The organism is Pseudomonas sp. NFPP07 (genome assembly GCF_900115645.1).
GTDB lineage: Bacteria > Pseudomonadota > Gammaproteobacteria > Pseudomonadales > Pseudomonadaceae > Aquipseudomonas > Aquipseudomonas chlororaphis.
The window spans coordinates 237,729-260,569 of the sequence record NZ_FOXG01000008.1 but is presented as its reverse complement, the minus strand read 5'-3'; the positions used below and the strand labels follow the sequence as shown (position 1 = coordinate 260,569).

General features: G+C 64.6%; 19 protein-coding genes. 7 read left to right on the top strand and 12 right to left on the bottom strand.

Features of this window, described 5'->3' with window-relative positions; genetic code table 11:
* Positions 1-5 precede the first annotated feature (5 nt).
* Positions 6-836, top strand: coding sequence for an NAD(+) diphosphatase (gene nudC, locus BM019_RS21705; RefSeq protein ID WP_009049279.1), 831 nt, complete (start codon positions 6-8; stop codon positions 834-836).
* Between the two features lie 85 nt (positions 837-921).
* On the opposite strand, the gene BM019_RS21700 is transcribed toward nudC, so the two are convergent.
* Entirely contained in the window at positions 922-1,701 is a 780-nt protein-coding gene (locus tag BM019_RS21700; RefSeq protein WP_009044159.1) for a TSUP family transporter, read from the bottom strand.
* A 181-nt stretch (positions 1,702-1,882) separates the two neighbouring features.
* Positions 1,883-3,127 (bottom strand): acyl-CoA dehydrogenase family protein, encoded by a 1,245-nt coding sequence (locus tag BM019_RS21695; RefSeq protein WP_092420149.1) that lies wholly within the window; start codon positions 3,125-3,127, stop codon positions 1,883-1,885.
* Positions 3,128-3,521: 394 nt separating this feature from the next.
* Here BM019_RS21695 and sfnG point away from each other — a divergent pair, with 394 nt between their 5' ends.
* On the top strand, positions 3,522-4,616 hold the full coding sequence (gene sfnG, locus BM019_RS21690) for a dimethylsulfone monooxygenase SfnG (RefSeq protein ID WP_062826051.1): 1,095 nt from the start codon (positions 3,522-3,524) through the stop codon (positions 4,614-4,616).
* Positions 4,617-4,711: 95 nt separating this feature from the next.
* Here the strand turns inward: sfnG and BM019_RS21685 are convergent, their stop codons facing one another.
* Entirely contained in the window at positions 4,712-5,191 is a 480-nt protein-coding gene (locus BM019_RS21685; protein ID WP_007932923.1) for a nuclear transport factor 2 family protein, read from the bottom strand.
* Between the two features lie 54 nt (positions 5,192-5,245).
* A complete protein-coding gene (locus BM019_RS21680) occupies positions 5,246-5,824 on the bottom strand; it encodes a TetR/AcrR family transcriptional regulator (RefSeq protein ID WP_009044156.1) in 579 nt (192 codons plus the stop codon).
* Positions 5,825-6,030: 206 nt separating this feature from the next.
* Here BM019_RS21680 and pssA point away from each other — a divergent pair, with 206 nt between their 5' ends.
* The gene (gene pssA, locus BM019_RS21675; protein WP_007932925.1) at positions 6,031-7,374 is read left to right on the top strand and encodes a CDP-diacylglycerol--serine O-phosphatidyltransferase; all 1,344 of its coding nucleotides are present in this window, start codon (positions 6,031-6,033) and stop codon (positions 7,372-7,374) included.
* A 234-nt stretch (positions 7,375-7,608) separates the two neighbouring features.
* Here the strand turns inward: pssA and BM019_RS21670 are convergent, their stop codons facing one another.
* The 8 genes from BM019_RS21670 to BM019_RS21635 form a co-directional block, all read right to left on the bottom strand.
* A complete protein-coding gene (locus tag BM019_RS21670) occupies positions 7,609-8,808 on the bottom strand; it encodes an MFS transporter (protein ID WP_092420146.1) in 1,200 nt (399 codons plus the stop codon).
* 265 nt (positions 8,809-9,073) lie between these two features.
* Entirely contained in the window at positions 9,074-9,898 is an 825-nt protein-coding gene (gene efeO / locus BM019_RS21665) for an iron uptake system protein EfeO (RefSeq protein ID WP_092420143.1), read from the bottom strand.
* Positions 9,899-9,928: 30 nt separating this feature from the next.
* Positions 9,929-11,251 (bottom strand): iron uptake transporter deferrochelatase/peroxidase subunit, encoded by a 1,323-nt coding sequence (efeB, locus tag BM019_RS21660; RefSeq protein ID WP_092420140.1) that lies wholly within the window; start codon positions 11,249-11,251, stop codon positions 9,929-9,931.
* A gap of 18 nt (positions 11,252-11,269) precedes the next feature.
* On the bottom strand, positions 11,270-12,469 hold the full coding sequence (gene efeO, locus BM019_RS21655) for an iron uptake system protein EfeO (protein ID WP_092420137.1): 1,200 nt from the start codon (positions 12,467-12,469) through the stop codon (positions 11,270-11,272).
* Positions 12,470-12,478: 9 nt separating this feature from the next.
* Positions 12,479-13,321: an iron uptake transporter permease EfeU gene (gene efeU, locus BM019_RS21650; RefSeq protein ID WP_009044150.1), complete on the bottom strand. Its 843-nt coding sequence runs from the start codon at positions 13,319-13,321 to the stop codon at positions 12,479-12,481.
* Positions 13,322-13,565: 244 nt separating this feature from the next.
* On the bottom strand, positions 13,566-14,471 hold the full coding sequence (locus BM019_RS21645; protein WP_092420458.1) for an AraC family transcriptional regulator: 906 nt from the start codon (positions 14,469-14,471) through the stop codon (positions 13,566-13,568).
* Positions 14,472-14,681: 210 nt separating this feature from the next.
* Positions 14,682-15,974: a glycosyltransferase gene (locus BM019_RS21640; RefSeq protein WP_092420134.1), complete on the bottom strand. Its 1,293-nt coding sequence runs from the start codon at positions 15,972-15,974 to the stop codon at positions 14,682-14,684.
* A gap of 129 nt (positions 15,975-16,103) precedes the next feature.
* The gene (locus BM019_RS21635) at positions 16,104-16,463 is read right to left on the bottom strand and encodes a response regulator (protein WP_085530676.1); all 360 of its coding nucleotides are present in this window, start codon (positions 16,461-16,463) and stop codon (positions 16,104-16,106) included.
* A gap of 261 nt (positions 16,464-16,724) precedes the next feature.
* Here BM019_RS21635 and BM019_RS21630 point away from each other — a divergent pair, with 261 nt between their 5' ends.
* Genes BM019_RS21630 through BM019_RS21615 form a run of 4 tightly spaced genes read left to right on the top strand, consistent with a single transcriptional unit; the run spans position 16,725 to position 22,784 of the window.
* Positions 16,725-20,192, top strand: a complete 3,468-nt coding sequence (locus BM019_RS21630; protein WP_009044146.1) for a response regulator — start codon at positions 16,725-16,727, stop codon at positions 20,190-20,192.
* Positions 20,192-21,007 (top strand): CheR family methyltransferase, encoded by an 816-nt coding sequence (locus BM019_RS21625; RefSeq protein ID WP_092420131.1) that lies wholly within the window; start codon positions 20,192-20,194, stop codon positions 21,005-21,007. The genes BM019_RS21630 and BM019_RS21625 overlap by 1 nt, the downstream gene beginning before the upstream one ends.
* A complete protein-coding gene (locus BM019_RS21620) occupies positions 21,004-21,609 on the top strand; it encodes a chemotaxis protein CheB (RefSeq protein WP_007924855.1) in 606 nt (201 codons plus the stop codon). The genes BM019_RS21625 and BM019_RS21620 overlap by 4 nt, the downstream gene beginning before the upstream one ends.
* The gene (locus BM019_RS21615; RefSeq protein ID WP_062826041.1) at positions 21,603-22,784 is read left to right on the top strand and encodes a hybrid sensor histidine kinase/response regulator; all 1,182 of its coding nucleotides are present in this window, start codon (positions 21,603-21,605) and stop codon (positions 22,782-22,784) included. The genes BM019_RS21620 and BM019_RS21615 overlap by 7 nt, the downstream gene beginning before the upstream one ends.
* The last annotated feature ends 57 nt before the right edge of the window (positions 22,785-22,841 follow it).

Sequence of the window (22,841 nt, the reverse complement as noted above, 5' to 3'; positions counted from 1 at the left end):
TGAACATGACTTCACGCTGGACCACCGCAGTACTGGATATCGACCTTCCCGGCGGCTGGGCCGTGGCCCGCGGCCCGCAGGGCTTTCTGTTCGACGACAACGGCGCGCTGTTCCCCCGCGAATGGCTCAAGCGCCAGGACCTGCCGATCCTCGCCGAGCACGGCATCGGCCACCTGGATGGCGAGCCGGTCTACCTGCTGGAGCTCAAGAGCGTTTCCGAGGTGCCGGGGTGCAACTGGAAAGGCCTGCGGGCGTTCATGCTCGACGGCGATCACACCCTGTACAAGGTCCTGGGCTATGCCGCGCAGATCGGCACTTGGGCCCGCGAGCACCGCTTCTGCGGCAACTGCGGCCAGCCCATGACCCAGGTGATGCGCGAGCGGGCGATGTACTGCGAGCCCTGCGACCTGCGCAGCTACCCGCGGATTTCGCCGAGCATGATCGTGCTGATCACCCGTGGCGACGAGGTGTTGCTGGCGCGCTCGCCGCGTTTCGTCCCCGGGGTCTACAGCACCCTGGCCGGCTTCGCCGAACCGGGCGAATCGGCCGAGGACTGCCTGGTGCGCGAGGTGCGCGAAGAGGTGCAGATCGAGGTCAAGAATATCCAGTACATCGGCAGCCAGTGCTGGCCGTTCCCGCATTCGATGATGCTGGGTTTCCATGCCGAGTACGCCGGCGGCGAGATCGTGCCGCAGGAAGACGAGATCGAGGATGCGCAGTGGTTCAACGTGCATGCGTTGCCGCCGCTGCCGGCGTCACGCTCGATTGCCCGTTACCTGATCGATCTGTATGTGGCGCGGCGCCTGGGCTTGGCGGAGCCTGTATTGCCGGGTTGAGCCCCGGCAGGAAGCAAGCTGGAAGGAGTTGGAAACAAACAGCGCGGGCGAATCCATTGGGTTCGCCCGCTGTCGTTTCAGTGGGTCAAACGGCGCTGAACCAGTGCTGCCAGGCCAGGCGCACGGTCAGGCCCAGGACCACGGTGATGAACACCGGGCGAATGAATTTCGCGCCACCGCTGATCGCGGTACGGGCGCCGAAGAAGGCGCCGACCATCAGCGACAGGCCCATGCTCAGGCCGATGGCCCAATCCACCTGGCCGGAGAAAATGAAGATCGACAGCGCCGCGGCGTTGCTGACGAAGTTCATGCTGCGCGCCACGCCGCTGGCCTTGACCAGGTCGATGGGGTAGAGCAGCAGGCTGCTGACGGTCCAGAAGGCGCCCGTGCCGGGGCCGGCCACGCCGTCGTAGAAGCCGAGGCTGAAGCCCTGGGTCGATTGCCACTTTTTCTTGATCGGCGCTTCGCTGTCCAGCGGCGCTTTCGGCGTGCCGCCGAACAGCAGGTACACGCCACAGGCGAAGACGATCACCGGCAGCATCTTGTTCAGCCACTCGGCCGGCAGGTAATGGGCCACCACCGCGCCGGTCAACGCGCCCACCAGGGTGCCGACGATGGCGTGGGTCCATTGCCGCGGGTGGAACAGCTTGCGCCGGTAGAAGGTGAAGCTGGCGGTGGCCGAGCCGAAGGTCGAACTCAGCTTGTTGGTGCCCAGCACCAGGTGCGGCGGCAGGCCGGCGGTGAGCAGCGCCGGGGTGGTGAGCAGGCCGCCGCCGCCGGCAATGGCATCGATAAAGCCGGCAATGAAGGCGACGAGGGCCAGAATGGCGAGGGTGGTCAAATCTACGCTGAGTTCGAAAGGCATGGGATCGACTTATTTCGGCGGGGCGCAGAAGAGCTGCGCGAAAGGTCGGTATCTTACCCGTAAGCTCGGATGCCTGCGACCGTGCCAGAGCCTTATCGCGAGCAAGCTCGCGCCTACAGAATGGCCTGACTCCTGTAGGAGCGAACTTGCTCGCGAAAGATCCCTCAGTCTTCCCAGCCCCTCAGGCTTGTTTGCGCTCCGGCCCGTTGCCGATCTGCCACACGAACGGCGGTTCGCTGCCATTGATCAGCCAATCGCCGACGATGCGTGCCTTGTAGATCACCGGGTTGTGCGACGACAGGGTACGGGCGTTGCGCCAGTGGCGGTCGAGGGCCTTGCCCTGGCGGATATCCGAAGCGCCCAGGGCATTGAACAGCTCGCTGGTGGCGCGCTGGATCAGCTCGCTGACCACCACCTGGGCCGTGGCCGACTGGATTTCCGCCGCGACATTGGCTGCCCGCTCCGCCTCGTCGTTACCGGCAAAACGCGCCAGATACGCTTGTTGCGCCGGTTCCGCCGCGCGCACCGCGCTGGCCTCGGCGGCGTACACCAGGGCCGAGATTTCCCCGACCACCTGCTGCACCTGGGCGTCCTCGCTGACCCGGGGCGCGTTGCCGTGGCTGTAGATGCGCTTGCGGGTGCGCACCTCGTGAGCCACATCGCGCACCGCGGCGCGGCCGACGCCCGCCAGTGTCGCCAGCAGCACCAACTGGTAGAAGGCGGTCTGGTATTTGAAGCGGGTGGCGAAGTCGATAAGGTTCTCGGCCTCCACTTCGGCATCGACAAAGCGCGAGGTGCCGCTGCCCGTGGTGCGCTGGCCGAAGCCGTCCCAGTCGTCGCTCTGCACGATGCCCGGTTGGCGGGTGCGCACCGCGGCGATCACGTCGCCACCGGTGTCGCTGCGTCGGGCGTAGACATCGATCCAGTCGGAGAAAATGCTCCCGGTGCTGTAGAACTTCTCGCCATTGAGCCGCCACTTGTCGCCGGCCGGCGAGACCTGGGTGATCACCTCGCCAATGGCCACGCTACCGATCTCGGTCCAGGCGCAACCGACGATGTCGCCCTCGACGAACCGCTTGAACCACAGGTCCCGTGCCGGCCCTGGGGCAGCGTTGAGGCGGTCCTCGGCAAAGGCGAAATGCCCGCGCAAGGCTTGCGGCACGTTGGAGTCGGCCTCGGCCAGTTCAATCAGCAACTGGAACAACTGCGGCAGGGAGGCGCCGCCGCCACCGTATTCCACGGGCACCCGCACCGCGCCAAAACCGGCTTCCTTGAGCCACCCGATCGCCTCGTACGGCAGGCTGCGCGATTGCTCGCGCTCCACCGCGCCGGCGGCGATCCGCTTGAAGATCGGGCGGAAGCGCCCGGCCAGGGCTTCGTAGTCGACGCCTACGGACAATGGGTTGATTACCTGGTGTTCGGTCATGGGCACAGCTCCTTCTCGGCAATAAATTGGCTCGGCAGTGAAAACGTGGTTTCTGCGGACGGGATTGCACGGTCCGTGCCGGGAGGCGGGTGGCCGTAATCAGCGGGCCGGGCGCAGGGTGGCTGGTCGTCAACTGTTGCCCAGCCAACAGCGCATCAACAAATCGACCTGTTCACGCAGGGTTCGACGGTCTACCTGTAGCCGCTGCCGCAGGCTGCGATCGGCTGCGCAGCAGACGCTGCCTTTGCCGGCGCAGGAAGGCCCTTCGGGCCTTTGCGCAGCCTGCGGCAGCGGCTATAGGGGGCGCGCGGCCCCGGAGTTTTCCGGCTGGCACGGTTGCTGCTCTGTTCCCCGGACACTGTTATTCGAACACTTCAGTCGCGAGGACAAGCCAATGAGTCAGCAAGCCGTCAAATTTGCCTACTGGGTACCGAACGTCAGCGGCGGGCTGGTGGTCAGCAAGATCGAGCAGCGCACCCACTGGGGCATCGACTACAACCGCAAGCTGGCGCAGCTGGCCGAAGCCGCCGGTTTCGAGTACGCCCTGACCCAGATCCGTTTCACCGCCGGTTACGGCGCCGAGTTCCAGCATGAGTCCGTGGCATTCAGCCATGCGCTGCTGGCCGCCACCGACAAGCTCAAGGTGATCGCCGCGATCCTGCCCGGCCCCTGGCAGCCGGCGCTGGCGGCCAAGCAGCTGGCGACCATCGACCAGCTGACTAATGGCCGGATCGCGGTGAACATCGTCAGCGGCTGGTTCAAGGGCGAATTCCAGGCTATCGGCGAACACTGGCTGGAACACGACGAGCGTTATCGGCGTTCCGAAGAATTCATCCGTTCCCTCAAGGGCATCTGGAGCCAGGACAACTTCACTTTTCGTGGCGACTTCTATCGCTTCGACAACTACAGCCTCAAGCCCAAGCCGCTGGGGCAGCCGGAAGTGTTCCAGGGCGGCAGTTCCCGCGCCGCGCGGGACATGGCCGCGCGGGTATCCGACTGGTATTTCACCAACGGCAACACGCCGGAAGGCATCAAGGCCCAGGTTGACGACATCCGCGCCAAGGCCGCGGCGAACAAGCATTCGGTGAAGGTCGGGGTCAATGCCTTCGTGATTGCCCGCGACACCGAGGAGGAAGCACGCGCGGTGCTGGCCGAGATCATCGACCAGGCCGATCCGGAAGCGGTGAACGCCTTTGGCGACGCGGCGAAACAGGCGGGCAAGGCGTCGCCGGAAGGCGAGGGCAACTGGGCCAAGTCCACCTTCGAGGACCTGGTGCAGTACAACGACGGGTTCAAGACCAACCTGATCGGCACGCCGCAGCAAATCGCCGAGCGCATCGTCGCCTTGAAGGCGGTGGGTGTGGACCTGGTGCTGGCGGGGTTCCTGCATTTCCAGGAAGAGGTGGAGTACTTCGGCAAGCGGGTGTTGCCACTGGTGCGCGAGCTGGAAGCCAAGGCGGCGCTGAAGCGCGAGGATGCCGCGGCTTGAGAGGGATAATTGCAGGAGCGCAGCGTGCTCGCGATAGCGGTCTGTCGGGCAGACCGCAGTGCCGGCATCGCGAGCAAGCTCGCTCCTACAAGGGGTTACAGGCCCAGGTCGGATAGCCCCGGATGGTCATCCGGGCGCCGGCCCAGCGGCCAGTGGAACTTGCGCTCGCTTTCCTTGATCGGCATGTCGTTGATGCAGGCGTAGCGGTTGGACATCAGGCCGTGCTCGTCGAATTCCCAGTTCTCGTTGCCGTAGGAACGGAACCAGTTGCCCGAGTCGTCGTGCCATTCGTAGGCATAACGCACGGCGATGCGGTTGTCGGTAAAGGCCCAGAGTTCCTTGATCAGGCGATAGTCCAGCTCCTTGGCCCATTTGCGGGTCAAAAAGCCCTTGGCTTCTTCGCGGTTGTGGGCGAACTCGGCGCGGTTACGCCACTGGGTGTCCAGGGTGTAGGCCAGGGACACCCGCTGCGGGTCGCGGGAGTTCCAACCGTCTTCGGCCAGGCGGACCTTTTCAATGGCCGATTCGCGGGTGAAAGGGGGAAGTGGCGGACGAACTTCAGCGTTAGATGACATTTAAAGTCTCCAATGAAAGTTGAGGTTCAGCAGTGTCGAACTTGTTTTAAACGATTACAGGTCCAATAACTTTCGCGCCATGCATTGCGCATTATCGGCGGCACTGCGATCACCCATCACAAGTGCAACGGTAATGGCGCCGTCGATCAGGATCAGCAGCTGTCTGGCTTGCTCCTGCGGATCTTCGGTGCCGGGTTTTTCCGAGGCGTGTTCCTTGCAGAGCTCGAACACGTAGTCGAACAGTTTCTGTTTGTGCGCCCTGGCCACCACCCGTACCGGGTCCTGCGGGTCGCCGGTCTCGCCGCTGGTATTGATGAAGGCGCAGCCGCGAAAGTCCTCCGAGGCAAACCAGCCGCCCAGTACCGTGAACAGGTTGAGCAGGCGCGCGGCCGCGGTCGGGGCCTTGTCCACTTCGCTGCGAAACCAGTGCATCCAGCGCAGGTCGCGGCGTTGCAGGGCGGCCACCACCAGTTCGTCCTTGGTGGTGAAGTAGCGGTAGATGCTCTTTCTGGAGACGCCGGCGGTCTTCACCAGAAGATCCATGCCCGTGGCGGCGATGCCACTTTTATAGATCAACTTTTCGGTGACATCCAGAATGATGTCGCGTGTGTCGTTGCTAGTGATTTCGTTCATGTGGCGTACAGTAGAACGATCGTTCTCCTTGGTCAATAAGTTATTTTCAATAGATGGATTCATGGTCGCGGCCGATCCCGTCACCCGCGCTTGCGCGGCAGGCGCGAGAGGGCAGGCGACAAATCTTCACAGCGCCCCGCAAGACCCGGGCCGGCACCTTGGTGTAAGCTCTTGCGCTCTTTTGGATTCGACCTTCTGCGAGCCCTATGCCGTCGCTTTTCAAACGTTCCCTGCTGCCAAAATTGCGCAGCTTCCCGCTGGCTGCCGATGACCTGTCCATCCTCAATGGCGCCGCCGAATTCCGCCGTTGCCTGCTGGAGAAGATCGCCCAGGCCACCCGGCGCATCTATATCGTCGCGCTGTACCTGCAACAGGACGAGGCCGGCCAGGAAATTCTCGATGCCTTGCACGCCGCCAAGGCCGCGCGTCCGGAGCTGGATGTGGTGGTCGTGGTCGACTGGCTGCGCGCCCAGCGCGGGCTGATCGGCGCCGGCAAGCAGCCGGGCAACTCGGCCTGGTACCAGGAAATGACCCGCACCCACGAAAGCGTAGTGCCGGTGTACGGCGTGCCGGTGCAGACCCGCGAGCTGTTCGGCGTGCTGCACCTGAAGGGTTTCGTGATCGACGATTGCGTGATCTACAGCGGCGCCAGCCTGAACAACGTGTACCTGCACAAGTTCGACAAATACCGCTTCGACCGCTACCACCTGCTGCACAACCGCGAGCTGGCCGACTCCATGCAGCACCTGGTCCAGCATGGCCTGGTGGCGTCGCGGGCGGTGCATCGCCTGGACCTGCCGAACCTGCCAACCACCCGCAGCCTGCGCAACGACATCGGCGACCTGCGCAGCCGCCTCAAGCACGCGGCCTACGACACCAGTGCCGGCGGGGTGCTCAAGGACCAGTTGTCGGTCAGCCCGCTGCTCGGGGTGGGCAAGAACAACCCGCTGAGCCGGGTCATCTGCGAACTGATCGCCAGCGCCCAGCAACAACTGACCATCTGCACGCCGTACTTCAACCTGCCGCTGGCGGTGACCCGGGAAATCAACCGCGCCCTGGCGCGCGGGGTGAAGATCGACATCATCGTCGGCGACAAGACCGCCAACGACTTCTACATTCCGCCGAGCGAGCCGTTCAAGGTCATCGCCGCGCTGCCGTACCTCTACGAGATCAGCCTGCGGCGCTTCGCCAAGCGGCATCAGAAGGCCATCGACAGCGGTCGCCTGAACCTGCACCTGTGGCGCGACGGCGACAACACCTACCACCTCAAGGGCATGTGGGTGGACCAGCGCTACACCTTGCTTACCGGCAACAACCTCAACCCGCGGGCCTTCCGCCTCGACCTGGAAAACGCCTTGCTGCTCGACGACCCCAAGGGCGAGTTGCTGGAACCGCGGCGCCAGGAGCTGGAAACGATCTTCCGCCACACCCGGCGCATCGAGCACTTCCAGCGCCTGGAAACCCTGGTGGACTACCCGGCAGCCGTCGGCAAGTTCCTGCGTCGGGTCAGCCGGGTGCGTATCGAGCGGTTGCTCTACCGCATCCTCTGAGGTCCACGGCGAACGATCCACGATGGGTTCGTTCTTGCTGGCCCTGAAGCCCCTGCGGGGCTTATCGCAGCCTGCGGCAGCGGCTACACGAAGCCAGGCACAGATTCTGTAGCCGCTGCCGAGCCCGCGAGGCTGCGACAAGGCCCGCAGGGCCTTCATCGGTCTCGAGATCGCCGCGCCCCTTTGGGACGTACGCAGCCTGCGGTAGCGGCTACAGGGGTATCGGCGGTCGGATCAGTTGGGGCTTTTCGCCGCTGGCCAGACCGCCACCAACAGCAGCAACAGCGTGGCAATCAGGTAGGGCAGGCGCGGTTCGAGGGCGTAGATCAGCGAGCCGGCCAGGGGGCCGATGACCACGCCGAACCCCTGGGCCGCGCCGATGGAGCCGGCGGTGGCGCCTTGTTCGGAGGCGTCCACGGCGTTGGCCGCCAGGGCGGAGAAGGACGGGAAGATCGCGCCCATGCCCGCCGCCGAGACAAAGAACCCCAGCCACAGTCCCCAGGCGCTCTCCACCAGCATGCAGCCGGCAAAACCGCTGGCGGCCAGCAGCGCGCCGGCGCGGATCATCCGCAGCGGCGGCCATTCGAGTTTGCGCACCACCAGTTGCGAGCAGATCAGCGCCACGCCGACCATGGCCAGGGCGATACCGGCGGCCTGGGCGGCGTCGGCGCTGTCCAGGCCCAGGCGGTCGAGGGCGTAGAAGCTTACGGTGATCTGCGCGATGGACACACAGAGCATGGCGACGAAGGCCACTGCCATCGGCCGGCGCAGCCGTGGGTCGCTCAGGCGTACTGAGCGCGGTGCCTGCTTGAGGTGCAGTTCCTGGCGCGGCAGCTTGTACAGCAGCACCAGGAACGCCGCCAGCGGCAGCACGGCCATGGCGTACAGCGGCAGGCTCAGGCTGACCCGGGCCAGCAGCGCGGCCGCGGCCGGCCCCAGCACCAGGCCGACGGCGTTGGCGGCGCCCAGGGTGGCCATGGCGCGGGCCCGATGCTCGGGTTCGACGTTGTCGGCGATCAGGGCAAAGCCGCCCACCGGGATGGCCGCGTAGAACACCCCGATCAGGCCGCGCCCGAGCATCAGGCCGATAAAGGCCAGCCACATGCCCGGCAACAGGTGCAGCGAAACATCGATGAACAGGCACAGCGCCCAGTAGGCGAGGGTGAAGCCGGCCGTGCCGAGTAGCAGCACCCGACGGCGCCCGAAGCGGTCGCTGGCCTGGCCCCAGGGGCGCGCCAGGAGCATCCAGATCACCCCGGAGACGGTCACCGCCGCGCCGGCCTGCCAGGTGGCCAGGCCGAGCACGCGCACGATCGGGCCGATCAACGAGACGAAGGCCATCATCGACATGGTGCAGGCCATGTAGGCGAGCATCAGCGGCAGCAGTTTGAACGGCGCGGCGGTCTGCGGCGGTTGGGCCGTGGCAGTTGGCATACAAAATCTTCCATGAAAGTCAGGAGTGCGCGGGACGTTATCGCTAAAACGCGCCGCCGCCCAGGGTTATCGGCGCAGGTGAGGGTAGATCAGCAGCCTGGGTGATGCGGCGAGTCATCGGCACGCCGGCCGGACGCTTGTCTGTAGGAGCGAAGCTTGCTCGCGATAGCCGCGCAGCGGCGGTCGTCAAATTTCACCATGTTGTCCTGGCGAACTTATCGCGAGCAAGCTTCGCTCCTACAGAATCGGCTTGGATACTTGGAATTCAGTCCAGCCCCAGCTTGCCGCGCAGGGTCGAGAGGTCTTCGGCCAGGGTATTGACCGGGCCCACCAGCGCCTTGCGGTCGTTGTCCTTGACCTTGTCGTAGGTCTCGAAGCCGCCGTCGGTGGTTTTGTACTTGACCAGGATCTTGTTCACCGTGGCGAAGTTCTTGTCGACCTTGGCGACGAAGGCCGGGTCCTGCTGCTCGATCTGCGCACGGAACAGGTCGACGATTTTCTTCGCCCCGTCGATGTTGCCCTGGAAGTCGTAGAGGTCGGTATGGCTGTAGCGGTCTTCCTCGCCGGAGACCTTGGTCGCGGCCACTTCCTCGAGCAGGGCGGCGGCGCCACCGACGACTTTTTCCGGCGGGAAGGTCAGGCCGGCGACGCGGGCCTGCAGGTCCTTGACGTCCTTGTTCAGGCGGTCGGCCAGGGCGTCCAGGCCTTGGGTGGAGTTCTGCGCGAACAACGAATACTCGATGCGATGGAAGCCAGTGAAGTCCTCGGCCTCGACGCCTTTTTCGTGGTCGTCGACCCGCGAGTCGATGGCCGCGTCGAGGTCGCTGAACAGTTCGGCGATCGGCTCGATCGACTCGTAGTACACCCGGGTCGGTGCGTAGAGTTTTTTAGCCGTAGCCAAATCACCTTTCTTTACCGCGTCGGTAAAGGTCTGGGTGTGGCTCGCCAGCTCGTCGAGCTGCTCGGTGACGTAGATCTTGTAGTCGGAAATCGGCCCCACCAGCTCCAGCGGCGAGGTGGCGGCAACCGCCGACAGCGGAACATGCAGCAAGCCAAGGGTCAGCAACACAGCGAGGGGCGACTTTTTCATGGGACGTTTCCGTGGGGGTGTGGGTGATGGTCAGGCGCTGGTTTTCGCTTGGGTGGCCTCGAGCAGCGTGCGGCCGAGGAAGTCCTGGTCGCCGCTGACGCCGGGCAGGCTGAAGAAATAACCGCCGCCCACCGGCTTGAGGTATTCCTCCAGGGGCTCGCCGTTGAGGCGGGTCTGCACCGCGATGAAGCCTTGCTCCAGGTCGGCCTGGTAGCAGATGAACAGCAGGCCCATATCCAGCTGGCCGTTCTTGTTCACCCCGTTGGAGTAATTGAACGGCCGGCGCAGGATCAGGTTGCGCTGGGTTTCGGCGGTACGCGGGTTGGCCAGGCGGATGTGGGCGTCGAGCTTGGTCAGCTGGCCGTGCGGGTCCTTGCGGTAATCCGGCACCTGATGTTCCTGCTGGCCGTCCATGGGCGCGCCCGAGGCCTTGACCCGGCCGATGATGCTTTGCTGTTCCTGCAAGGGTGTGCGGTCCCAGCGTTCGACGAAGTTGCGGATGATGCGCACCGCCTGATAGCTGCCGTGGGCGGCCCAGGCCGGTTCGTCGCCGCCTGGCTGGACCCAGACGATCCGCTCCATGGCCTTGCGGTCGTTGGAGTCGGGGTTGGCCGAGCCGTCGCGAAAACCCAGGAAGTTGCGCGCGCTCTGCGCCGGCTCGCCAGGACGCGCCGGGGCCTGGGGCGGCACGCTGCCTTCCTGCTTCCAGCGCACCAGCAGCAGGTCCGGGAGGTTTTTCACGATGTCGCGCAGGGCGTGGATATTGGTGTCGGCGGTGTTGGCGCAGAACTGCAGGCTCAGGTCGCCGTGGCAGCAGTCGGGTTCCAGCGCATCGTTGGGGAAGCCGACCATGCGTATCAGGCGCTTGGGCTTGGCCGCGGCCAGGCCGAAGCGCTCGTCGAACAGCGAGGCGCCCACCGAGACGGTGATGGTCAGGTTGTCCGGGGTCACCACCGGGCCGAGGATGCCCGAGTCCAGCGGCGGCAGTTTCGGGTCGACCTGGGGTACCGGGCCGCCGGTCATCAGGAAGCGGATGCGCTGGTCCAGGGTGCGCAGCAGCCGCTCCAGGTCCTCGCGGTCGCTGGCCAGCACGTCGAACGCCACCAGCATGCCGGCCGCCGGGCGCGGGGTGACGATGCCGCTTTGATGCTGGCCATGGAAGTCGTGGCGGTCCTGGGTCTGGTCGCTGCTCGGTGCTTGCGTGACCTGGGCGGCGGCTTTCCCGCCCTGGGCTGCTAGCGCCGGGCAGCTCAGGCTGCTGCCGGCCAGAGCCACACCGGCGGCGCCCATGCCCAGCAGCACGCGACGGCGTTGGGCGGAGAAATCTGGATTGGAAGCGTTTGAGTCGTTCATCGGGCGGGCGTCTTCTGCTTACAGGCCGGAGAGGCCAAGGGCGGGATCGATTCCATCGAGTGCATCGGCCAGAACCTTGGCCTGGTCGGCGATCCGCTTGCGCTGATCGGCGCCGACACTGTCGTAGGAGGCGTAGCCCTCGGTGTTGCGCAAGGCGCTGTACTGGCTGTCGAGGGCGCGGAGGGCGCTGTCGATCTGCGCCAGCAACGGGGCGGAGGGCTTGGCCAGCAAGGGGCGCAGCAGGTCGACGACCTTGCGCGTGGTCTCCAGGTTGGCGGCAAAGCCGTTGAGGTCGCTGTGGCTGTAGCGTTCTTCCTCGCCGCTGCCGGCGCGCACCTCGGCGATGCTGCGTTGGGTGCGCGCGACGAGGCTGACCAGTTGCTCCGGTGGTAGCGACTGGGCCAGCAGTTGTTGCTTGAGGCTGGCGACATCGCTGAGCAGGCGCTGGGCGATCGGCGCCAGGCCGCTCAGGTCGCGTTGCTGGAACAGCGCGTATTCGAGGCGGTGGAAGCCGACGAAGGCGGGGTCCTGCTCGCGTTTTTCGAAGTAGTCGGCGCGGGCGTTGATGCGGTTGTCCAGCTCGCCCAGGCGCTGGGCAGCCGGGGCAAGGCGCTGGTAGGCCGCGCGCGCCGGCAGGTACAAGGCCTGGGCCTGGGCCAGGTCGCCGGCCTGGATGGCGTGCTCCAGCTCGCTCACGGCCTTGATCAGGGCGCTGCTCTGGCGGCTCAGGTAGACCCGGAACTCCGACAGTGGGCCGATAAAGGCGACCATCGACGGCCGGGCCTTGGCCTGGGCGTCGGACTCGGCGGTCGGGGTCACATGCAGGGTGCCGCGCGGGTTGCTCAGCAGGCCGCAGGTGATGGCGTAGTCGCCGGGCTGCAGCCTGGCGTTGATCACCTGGCTCAGGCCCGGCGCGATGTTTTCCCGCTCTTCGACCACCAGCACGCCGTCGAGGATTTCCCATTCCACGGCGCGGTCCGAGCGGTTGACGATACGAAAGCTCGCTGGTCCGGCCGGCATGCTCAGGGCGTTCGGCTCGCAGCTGTGGGGGTGGATGGTCACGGTGATTTCGTCCTTATGCGCCTGGCGCTTGCTGGCGGCCAGCTGCGAGGCGTAATAGAACAGCCCGCCGGCGGCGATCATCACCATCACGGAGCCCGCGAGCGCCCAGCGCAGGGCGCTCGGTGTCGGGGGCTGTGGGGAGGCTTGCTGGGTCATGGAAAGGCCTTACTGGCTGGAAACGGAAGACGATGGGCTGGCGGCGGGTGCCGCGCCGGGCAGGAAGAACAGCACCAGGGTCACCAGCAGATAGATCAGATAGGCGCCCAGGGTGCTGACGGTCGGCGCGTCCTGGTAACCGAACATGCCGGCCAGCACCGAGCCCAGCGGGCCGTCCATCGGCAGGCTGGCGCTGAAGTCGAACAGCACGCCCTGCAGGTGGTTCCAGACCCCGGCTTCATGCAGGGCCTGCACCGAGTTGGCGAGGATGCCGGCGGCCACCACCAGGATGAACAGGCCGGTCCAGCGGAAGAACGCGCTGAGGTTCAGGCGCATGCTGCCGCTGTAGATCAGCCAGCCGACGACGATCGCCAGGACCAGGCCGAGCAGGGCGCCGATGGGCGCGGCCGGGCCTTGGCTCTGCTGGAACACCGCGAGGAGGAAGAACACGGTTTCCAGGCCTTCGCGGGCCACGGCGAAGAACACCATGGCGATCAGCGCCGTGACCTGGTGCCGGGAGCCGGTCAGCGCCTGGTCCAGCGAGGCTTGCAGGGAATGCTTGAGCGAACGCGCGACCTTGCGCATCCAGAACACCATGGAGCTGAGGATGCCCACGGCCACCAGGCCGACGATGCCTTCGAAGAGTTCCTGCTGCTTTTGCGGAAACTCGGCGCTCATCAGCTCCAGGCCACCGCCCACCAGCAGGGCCAGGGCCGCGGCGAGAAACACGCCGATCCACACGGCCGGCATCCACTGGCCGCGCCCGGTCTGTTGCAGGTAACTGGCGATGATGCCAACGATGAGCGCGGCTTCGATCCCTTCGCGCAGCATGATCAGAAATGGAACGAGCATTCAGCACCGGCGGGGAGATAGATAGGGAGCTAAGTTGTAACATAATGATACGTATTCACAAATGGCTATGATTGCCATTTGCTGAACGTCAGCTGAACAGGGCGCGTTTGTCAGGTCGGCCTCTGGTCTTTGGGGGTGAGGCTTTCTGCAGGAGCGAGCTTGCTCGCGATAGCGCCAGACCAGATGCCCGCGGTGCTAACCGGATTGATCGCGAGCAAGCTCGCTCTTATAGGGCGCGGGGAGGTCAGGCGAGGTTCTGTTCGGTCAGGCGCTGCACGGCCAGGCGCCGGTAGTGGGAAGGGGTCATGCCTTTGAGCTGCTGGAAGCGCCGGTTGAAGTTGGAGATGTTGTTGAAGCCGGACTCGAAGCACACGTCGGTCACCGGCTTGTCGCCGTCGGCCAGCAGTTCGCAGGATTTGCTGATGCGCAGGCGGTTGACGAACTCGACGAAGCAGCGGCCGGTGGCCTGCTTGAACACCCGGGAGAAGTAGGTGGGTTTCATGCCCAGGTAGTCGGCGACTTCCTCCAGCGGCAGTTCGCGGGCGTAGTGGGCGAAGATGTAGTCCACCGCGCGGTTGGTGCGGTCGACGTTGTGCTCGTCGGCCAGTTGCACGTTGGTGGCGCCGGACAGCAACTGGTAATAGTCACAGGTGGCCAGCAGTTCCAGCAGGATGAAAAAGTGCCCGAGGCGGGTGATGCCGCTGGAGTCGGCGATGCGCTGCATCAGGTCCATGGCCTGGGCGATGGTGCGCTTGCAGCGAAACTCGATGCCGTACTGCGCGCGCTCCAGCAGCGGCGTCAGGCTCTTGAGTTCGGCGAACACTTGATAACCGCTTTCGAACAGTTCGTCGGTGAAGTTCACCAGCATGTCGCGCTTGGCCACCACTTCGTCCTCGGCCACCTGGCTGATCCAGTTGTGGGGCAGGTTGGGGCCGGTGAGGAACAGCGATTCGGGGTAGAAGTTGCCGATGTAGTCGCCGATGAACACCTTGCCGGAGCTGGCGACGATCAGGTGCAGCTCGTACTCCTTGTGGAAGTGCCAGCGCACCAGGGGGCAGGGGAAGCCGTGCTGGCGATAGATGATCGACAGGCCGTTGTGGTCGTCCATCAATTCGTAGGAAGGGTCGGTGACTCTCGCTGATCGGCTCATGGCGCTGCGCTTTTTATCGTTGTTGCGCCCGATCATGCCTCCTTCAACCCCTCAGCACCAGTGCCGGCCGTTACACCTGTAGCCGCTGGCGCAGCCTGCGATAAGGTCCGCAGGACCTTCCGGGCCCTCAAGAGCGGCGCCCCCTTCGGGGTCGATCGCAGCCTGCGGCAGCGGCTACAGGGGCGGGTGTCCGGGATCGGCGGGCGTGCCTCAGGCCAGGCGGTTTTTCGCTTCGATCCACTGCGCCATGTACTGGGTGCTCTTGTGGTGATGGTGACGCAGCATGCCGCCGGTGAAGTTGTCGCGGCGCAGTTGCGCCAGGTTCGCCCGGCAGTGCTGCAGGCGCTCGATCAGGGCCGGGCCGTGGACCTGCTGCCGATAGCGCGCAAGCAACAGTTGGCGTCCCTGTTCCTGGGCCGCGCTCCACAGCGCCTGGTCCTGGTACAGGCGCACCGCCGCCGCGGCGATGGCGCTGGCCGACTCGGCCACTGCTCCCGGCCAGGGCGCGTCGCCGTGCATGGCTTCGGCGCCGACCGGAGTGGTGACGCTCGGCGTGCCACAGAGCATGGCATCCAGCAGCTTGCCCTTGATGCCCGCGCCGAAGCGCAGCGGGGCCAGGCAGATTCGCGCGGCGGACATGACTTCTAATGCATCCTCGGCCCAGTTCATCACCTGGAAACCCTGGGCCGGGTTGTGCAGGGCCGCGGCCTTGGGCGGGGTGTAGGCGCCATAGATATGCAGCTGTGCGCCCGGCAGCTGCTGGCGGATCAGCGGCCACACGGCGTTCTTCATCCATAGCACCGCGTCCCAGTTCGGCGCGTGGCGGAAGTTGCCGATGCTCAGGAAGTGCGCCCGTTCGGCGAAGGGCACATAGCTGTGCGGCATCTGCTCGGGCATCAGCGGGCACCAGTGCAGCAAGGCCGGTGGCAAACCGAATTGCCCGACCAGCAGCTCGATCTCGAACTCGGAGATCATCAGGCTCAGGTCGCAGCGGTACAGCGCGGCGATTTCGCGCCGGGCCTGGTCGGTGTCGGCCATGGCGGCGAACTCCTGCGCGGCGGCGGGGGCGAACAGGGCGCTGAAGTCATCGTTGTCGTCGCTGGCTTTGAGGCGCTCCTTGAGGCGCTGATGTCGGGCGTGGCGCAGGCTCTGCAGGTCGGAGGTCTCGAGCACGCGCAGCGCGCCGGGGCACTGTTGCTCGACGCGCCAACCGAACTGTTCCTCCATCATGAACTGGTCGAACAGCACGATATCCGGCGCCAGTTCGGCGATAAAGCGGTCGAAGCTGCTGTTGTTCAGTTCGATCGGGCATTCACGGATGCCCAGGGTGCTCAGGTCTTCCTTGTGCTCGCCGGGGTTGGCCGGGCTGCTGAAGGTGATGTCCCAGCCTTGCCCGAGCAAGACCTGGAGTATCTGCATCAGGTGCCCGCTGGCCGCCGATGAGCGGGGTTCGGGCCAGACGTAACCAATGACCAGGACTTTGGTGGCGGCGGTCGGACTCATGAGTGGGTATTCCTGAAAAGCGCGGGGGTGTCTGCGGGGGGCGTCATTAAACCACAGCAGGGCGCTGGCGCGACCGCCCTGGCGCCCATGGCCGAGGTGCTCGGCGGGTCGGCGTGGGTTACCGAGGGTTCAGCCGAGGATGGCGCGGACCTTGTCGCGCAACTGGTCGATGGAGAAGGGCTTGCCGATCACCGCCATGCCGGCGGGCACCTCAATGTTTTCCGCGTAGCCGCTGGCGAACAGCACCGGCAACTCCGGGCGCAAGGCGCGGGCGCTGGCCGCCAGTTCCTTGCCGTCCATACCGGGCAGGCCGACGTCGGTCATCATCAGGTCGATCCGCAGCGCGCTGTCCCGCAACAGGGCCAGGGCCTCTTCGCTGCCCGCGGCTTCCAGTACCTTGAATTCCAGCTCTTCCAGCACATCGACAATCAGCATGCGGACGATGGCATCGTCTTCGACGACCAGGATGGTGGAATCGGTGGGGGACATGGCAAGGCTCTCGAAAAAATGGAAAAAAAGGACGGCAGCGGAAAAAAGTGCTTGTCTCTTGCATCAGTAAATAACGCGCAATGACAAGTTCCCGAACCTGTACAAAAAAGTAATCCTGTACAAGCTGTGCCAGAATAACCTGTCTGATCGAGGGCGGGCAGTGCAGGATGAAAAATTGCCACCGAGCTTGTCGCAAGCATAGATACGCTGCCCTCCTTTGGGGCAAACTCCATGGTTTTTACCCTTCACCAAGGCCTTTCAATGATCTCTTCGTCTTCGGTCGATGAACAGAGTTTTCGCAAGCTGCTAAGCCGCAACATCGCGCTTCCCCTGGGCGTGGGCGTGCTCAGCGCGGTGGTCTTCGTGTCCCTGATCAGCTATCTGCTCTCGGCGATCCAGTGGGTCCAGCACAGCGATCGGGTGATCAACAGCATCAACCAGGCGGCCAAGCTGACGGTCGACCTGGAAACCGGCATGCGCGGCTTCCTGATCACCGGCGACGAGCATTTTCTCGACCCGTATGAAGTGGCCAAGCCGCAGATCTTCAGCGAATTGCGCGAGCTGCGGGGGCTGGTGGCGGATAACCCACAGCAGGTGGATCGCTTCAAGCGCCTGGAAGCCTTGCAGGAAGAGTGGGGCCTGCACGCGAAAAACATGATCGAGATGCGTCGCCAGGAGGGCGATTATCGCCGCTCGGTACAGTCCGGCCGGGGCAAGCGCCTGACCGACCAGATGCGCAAGGAATACGACGAAGCGGTGGCGATGGAGCAGCAACTGCGGGTCGATCGCAACGAGAATGTCACGCGCACCACGGTCCTCAGCGTGGTCCTGTATCTGCTGTTCGTGGTGGGGATCAGCGGCTTGCTGGCCTATATCGGGCGCCGCGACCTGCTCAACCTGTCGAAGAGCTACAGCGCCAACCTCGAGGCCCAGCAGCAAAGTGCTCGGAGCCTGGCGCGACAGGCCTGGCTGCGCAGTGGCCAGACCGAACTGGCCGAGCAGTTGCTGGGGCAACTGACGCTGAACCTGCTGGGGCGCAACCTCCTGCAGTTCTGCGCGCAATACCTGGGCAGCGTGGTGGCGGCGCTGTATGTGCGTGAAGAGCACGGCGGCCTCAAGCGCGTGGCCGCCTACGGCTTCTCCCGCGAGCAGGAAGAGCGCGAACAGTCGATTTTCCTCGGTGAAGGCATGGTCGGCCAGGCGGCCCAGCAGGACCGGCTGATCCGCCTGGACGAGGTGCCCGCCGATTACTTCAAGGTCAGCTCCGGCCTGGGCGAAGGCGTGCCGCGCAGCGTGCTGGTGGTGCCGACCAGCGACGACGACCGGGTCAACGGGGTGATCGAGCTGGGCTTCCTGCGGGCCCTCAGCGAACGTGACGTCGAGCTGCTGGAACTGATCGCCGGCAATATCGGCACCGCCATCGAGGGCGCGCGTTATCGCCAGCGCCTGCAGGAAGTGCTGGCCGAAACCCAGCAGCTCAACGAAGAGCTGCAAGTGCAACAGGAAGAATTGAAGACCGCCAACGAGGAGCTTGAGGAACAGTCGCGGGTGCTCAAGGAGTCCCAGGTGCACCTGGAGGCCCAGCAGGTGGAGCTGGAGCAGACCAACGAGCAACTGGCGGAGCAGCGCGACGCCATGGACCGCAAGAACGGCGAGCTGAACCAGGCCCAGGTGCAGCTGCAGGAGCGTGCCGAGGAGCTGCAGCGTTCGAGCAAGTACAAGTCCGAATTCCTCGCCAATATGTCCCACGAGCTGCGCACGCCGCTGAACAGCTCGCTGATCCTGGCCAAGCTGCTGGCGGAAAACGCCGAGGAAAACCTCACTGCCGAACAGGTGCAGTTCGCCGAGTCGATTTATTCGGCGGGCAACGATCTGCTCAACCTGATCAACGACATTCTCGATATTTCCAAGGTAGAAGCCGGCAAGCTCGAAGTGCGTCCGGAAAACGCCAGCGTCGCGCGCTTGGTGGAAGGCCTGCGCGGGCTGTTCCAGCCGCTGACCGCGGACAAGGGCCTGGAATTTTGTGTCGAGTTGCAGCCCGGCGCGCCTTCGATGCTGTTCACCGACTGCCAGCGGGTCGAGCAGATTCTCAAGAACCTGCTGTCCAACGCGGTGAAGTTCACTGAGAAGGGCCAGGTCAGCCTGAGCGTGTCGCGCGAGCCCGAGGCGGGCATTGCCTTTGCTGTGCGCGACTCAGGGATAGGCATCGCCCCGGAACAGCAGGAAAGCATTTTCGAAGCCTTCCGCCAGGCCGATGGCACCACCAATCGCCGTTACGGCGGCACGGGCCTGGGATTGTCGATTTCCCGCGACCTGGCGGCGCTGCTCGGCGGTTCGATCACGGTCGCCAGCGAGCCGGGGCAGGGCAGTGTCTTCACCCTGGTGCTGCCGGAACAGTACGTCGAGCGCGCACCAGAGCCGCAAGAGGCGGCCAGGCCCGCCGCCGTGCGGGTGGCGCCGGCGCCGAGCAAACCGGCTGCGCCGCCGGTGCCCGAGGTGGAGATTGCGCGTTTCGCCGACGATCGCGACAAGGCGCCGTTCGCCACCCGCTGCATCCTGGTGGTGGAGGACGAACCGAACTTTGCCCACATTCTGTATGACCTGGCCCACGAGCTGGGTTACCAGTGCCTGGTGGCCCACGGCGCCGACGAGGGCTACAGCCTGGCCGAGCAGTTCGTGCCGGACGCGATCCTGCTGGACATGCGCCTGCCGGATCATTCCGGGCTGACGGTGTTGCAGCGCCTCAAGGCGCATGCCACCACCCGGCATATCCCGGTGCATGTGATCTCCGTGGAAGACCGGGTCGAGGCCGCCATGCACATGGGCGCCATCGGCTATGCAGTCAAGCCCACCACCCGCGAAGAGCTCAAGGACGTGTTCGCCCGCCTGGAAGCCAAGCTCACCCAGAAGGTCAAGCGTGTGCTGCTGGTGGAGGACGACGACCTGCAGCGCGACAGCATCGCCCGGCTGATCGGCGACGACGACATCGAGATCACCGCCGTCGGCCTGGCCCAGGAGGCCCTGGAACTGCTGCGCGACAACCTCTACGACTGCATGGTCATCGACCTGAAATTGCCGGACATGCTCGGTAACGACCTGCTCAAGCGCATGTCCACCGAGGATATCTGCTCGTTCCCGCCGGTGATCGTCTACACCGGGCGCAACCTGACCCGCGACGAAGAGGCGGAGCTGCGCAAGTATTCGCGCTCGATCATCATCAAGGGCGCGCGCTCGCCCGAGCGCCTGCTGGACGAAGTGACCCTGTTCCTGCACAAGGTCGAGTCCCAGCTGTCCCATGAGCGGCAGAAGATGCTCAAGGCCGCCCGCAGCCGCGACAAGGTCTTCGAGGGGCGCAAGGTCCTGCTGGTGGACGACGATGTGCGCAATATCTTCGCCCTCACCAGCGCCCTGGAACAGAAGGGCGCGATCGTGGTCATCGGCCGCAATGGCCATGAGGCGATCGCCAAGCTCAATGAAGTCGAGGACATCGACCTGGTGCTGATGGACGTGATGATGCCCGAGATGGACGGCTACGAAGCCACCCAGGAAATCCGCAAGCAGCCGCGCTGGCGCAAGCTGCCGATCATCGCGGTGACCGCCAAGGCCATGAAGGACGACCAGGAGCGCTGCCTGCAGGCCGGGGCCAACGATTACCTGGCCAAGCCGATCGACCTCGACCGGCTGTTTTCCCTCATTCGAGTCTGGTTACCCAAGATGGAAAGAATCTAGTGGAGCGCAATACCGAGATCGAACTGCGCCTGTTGATCGAAGCTATCTACCTCAAGTACAGCTACGACTTCCGCGATTACTCCGGCGCCTCGATCAAGCGCCGGATCAACCATGCGCTGCGCCAGTTCGAATGCAAGACCATTTCCGCCCTGCAGGAACGGGTGCTGCACGATCCGGGCGCGTTCATGCAACTGCTGCAGTTCCTGACGATTCCGGTCAGCGAGATGTTTCGCGACCCGTCGCACTTCCTGGCGATTCGCCAGGAAGTGGTGCCGCTGCTCAAGACCTATCCCTCGATCAAGGTCTGGATCGCCGGCTGCAGCACCGGCGAGGAGGTCTACTCGATGGCCATCCTGTTGCGCGAGGAAGGGTTGCTCGAGCGCACCATCATCTACGCCACCGATATCAATCCCAGCTCCCTGGAGAAGGCCAAGCAGGGCATCTTTTCCCTGGAGAACATCCGCGCCTATACCCAGAACTACCAGCAGGCCGGCGGTTTGCGCTCCTTTGCCGACTACTACACGGCAGCCTACGACTACGCGATCTTCGACAAGACCTTGCGTGACAACGTGACCTTCGCCGATCACAGCCTGGCGACCGACAGCGTGTTCTCCGAAACCCAGCTGATTTCCTGTCGCAACGTGCTGATCTATTTCAACAAGAAGTTGCAGGACCGGGCCTTCGGCCTGTTCCACGAGTCGCTTTGCCATCGTGGATTCCTGGTGCTGGGCAGCAAGGAAACCCTGGACTTCTCGGCCTACGGCGAGCATTTCGAGCCGCTGGTCAAACAAGAACGGGTCTACCGCAAATCATGAACGATGACGCCAACGGGCAATCCGCCTTGCCGCGGGTCGAGGCCATAGTGATAGGTGCGTCGGCTGGCGGCGTCGAGGCGTTGCTGAAAATCTTCACGGCGTTTCCCGAGGGCTTCAGCCTGCCGATAGTGGTGGTGCTGCACCTGCCCGAAGAGCATCGCAGCCAGTTGGCCGAGCTGTTCGCCCAGCGCCTGGCGCTGCCCGTGAAAGAGGCCCGCGACAAGCAGACCATCGAGCGCGGCACCCTGTATTTCGCCGTGCCCGGTTATCACTTGTCGGTGGAGCAGGACCGCAGCCTGTCCCTGAGCCAGGAGGAGCGCGTGCATCATTCGCGTCCCGCCATCGATTACCTGTTCGATTCCGCCGCCGATGCCTATGGCCCGCGCCTGGCCGCAGTACTGCTGACCGGGGCCAACCAGGACGGCGCGCAAGGCCTGGCCCAGGTCAAGCGGCGCGGTGGCCTGAGCATTGTCCAGGACCCGGCCGAGGCCCAGGTGGCGACCATGCCCGAGGCGGCCATCGCGCTGCACCGACCGGATTACATTCTCCCTTTGCACGGCATCAGCCGTTTGCTTGTCGAGCTGGAACGAATCGCATGTTAAGTAATATCCAAGCCAAGCTGCTGATCGTCGACGATCTGCCAGAGAACCTGTTGGCCCTCGAAGCGCTGATCAAGCGCGAGGACCGCCAGGTGTACAAGGCGCTGTCAGCGGACGAGGCATTGTCGCTGTTGCTCCAGCATGAGTTCGCCATGGCCATCCTCGATGTGCAGATGCCCGGCATGAACGGCTTCGAGCTGGCCGAACTGATGCGCGGCACCGAGAAGACCAAGAACATCCCCATCGTGTTCGTCAGCGCCGCCGGGCGCGAGCTCGACTATGCCTTCAAGGGCTACGAAAGCGGCGCGGTGGACTTTTTGCACAAGCCGCTGGATACCCATGCGGTGAAGAGCAAGGTCAATGTGTTCGTCGACCTGTACCGGCAGAGCAAGGCCATGAAGCAGCAGGTCGAAGCCCTGGAGCAGAGCCGGCGCGAGCAGGAGGCGTTGCTCAAGCAGTTGCAGGCGACCCAGAACGAACTGGAGCAGGCGGTGCGCATGCGTGACGATTTCATGTCGATCGTCGCCCATGAGGTGCGCACGCCGCTGAACGGCCTGATCCTGGAAACCCAGCTGCGCAAGATGCACCTGGCCCGCGACAACGCTTCCGCGTTCACCCTGGACAAGATGCACGCCATGGTCGAACGCGACGAGCGCCAGATCAAAAGCCTGATCCGCCTGATCGAGGACATGCTGGACATCTCGCGGATCCGTACCGGCAAGCTGTCGATCCGCCCGAGCCGGGTCGACCTGGTGCAACTGGTGCGCGGCCTGCTGGAGAATTTCGCGCCCCAGGTCGAGGCCGCCGAGTCGTCGATTGCCCTGAACGCCGAAGACTCGGTATTCGGCCAGTGGGACGAGTTCCGCATCGAACAGGTGATCTCCAACCTGCTGACCAATGCCTTGCGCTATGGCGCCAAGAGCCCGATCGAAGTACGGGTCTACAGCGCGGACGGGCAGGCGCGGGTCGAAGTGCGCGATCACGGGATCGGCATCAGCGAGGAAAACCAGGCGCGTATCTTCCAGCAGTTCGAGCGCGTCTCTGTCAATCATGCGGTGGCCGGGCTCGGGCTGGGGTTGTTCATTTCCGAGCAGATCGTCACCGCCCATGGCGGCACCATCGAAGTCGACAGCCGGATCGGCGAAGGTGCCCTGTTTCGCGTTTGTCTGCCGCTGTAGGAAAACACCGGCTCCCACGCAACCTTCTGGATGACCGGATGGTCGTATCAGCAGCTA

Bases quoted from the DNA above. Each gene is read 5' to 3' on its own strand.
- nudC (WP_009049279.1), top strand. From the start codon at position 6: ATGACTTCACGCTGGACCACCGCAGTACTGGATATCGACCTTCCCGGC.
- BM019_RS21700 (WP_009044159.1), bottom strand. From the start codon at position 1,701: ATGCCTTTCGAACTCAGCGTAGATTTGACCACCCTCGCCATTCTGGCC.
- BM019_RS21695 (WP_092420149.1), bottom strand. From the start codon at position 3,127: ATGACCGAACACCAGGTAATCAACCCATTGTCCGTAGGCGTCGACTAC.
- sfnG (WP_062826051.1), top strand. From the start codon at position 3,522: ATGAGTCAGCAAGCCGTCAAATTTGCCTACTGGGTACCGAACGTCAGC.
- BM019_RS21685 (WP_007932923.1), bottom strand. From the start codon at position 5,191: ATGTCATCTAACGCTGAAGTTCGTCCGCCACTTCCCCCTTTCACCCGC.
- BM019_RS21680 (WP_009044156.1), bottom strand. From the start codon at position 5,824: ATGAACGAAATCACTAGCAACGACACACGCGACATCATTCTGGATGTC.
- pssA (WP_007932925.1), top strand. From the start codon at position 6,031: ATGCCGTCGCTTTTCAAACGTTCCCTGCTGCCAAAATTGCGCAGCTTC.
- BM019_RS21670 (WP_092420146.1), bottom strand. From the start codon at position 8,808: ATGCCAACTGCCACGGCCCAACCGCCGCAGACCGCCGCGCCGTTCAAA.
- efeO (WP_092420143.1), bottom strand. From the start codon at position 9,898: ATGAAAAAGTCGCCCCTCGCTGTGTTGCTGACCCTTGGCTTGCTGCAT.
- efeB (WP_092420140.1), bottom strand. From the start codon at position 11,251: ATGAACGACTCAAACGCTTCCAATCCAGATTTCTCCGCCCAACGCCGT.
- efeO (WP_092420137.1), bottom strand. From the start codon at position 12,469: ATGACCCAGCAAGCCTCCCCACAGCCCCCGACACCGAGCGCCCTGCGC.
- efeU (WP_009044150.1), bottom strand. From the start codon at position 13,321: ATGCTCGTTCCATTTCTGATCATGCTGCGCGAAGGGATCGAAGCCGCG.
- BM019_RS21645 (WP_092420458.1), bottom strand. From the start codon at position 14,471: ATGAGCCGATCAGCGAGAGTCACCGACCCTTCCTACGAATTGATGGAC.
- BM019_RS21640 (WP_092420134.1), bottom strand. From the start codon at position 15,974: ATGAGTCCGACCGCCGCCACCAAAGTCCTGGTCATTGGTTACGTCTGG.
- BM019_RS21635 (WP_085530676.1), bottom strand. From the start codon at position 16,463: ATGTCCCCCACCGATTCCACCATCCTGGTCGTCGAAGACGATGCCATC.
- BM019_RS21630 (WP_009044146.1), top strand. From the start codon at position 16,725: ATGATCTCTTCGTCTTCGGTCGATGAACAGAGTTTTCGCAAGCTGCTA.
- BM019_RS21620 (WP_007924855.1), top strand. From the start codon at position 21,004: ATGAACGATGACGCCAACGGGCAATCCGCCTTGCCGCGGGTCGAGGCC.
- BM019_RS21615 (WP_062826041.1), top strand. From the start codon at position 21,603: ATGTTAAGTAATATCCAAGCCAAGCTGCTGATCGTCGACGATCTGCCA.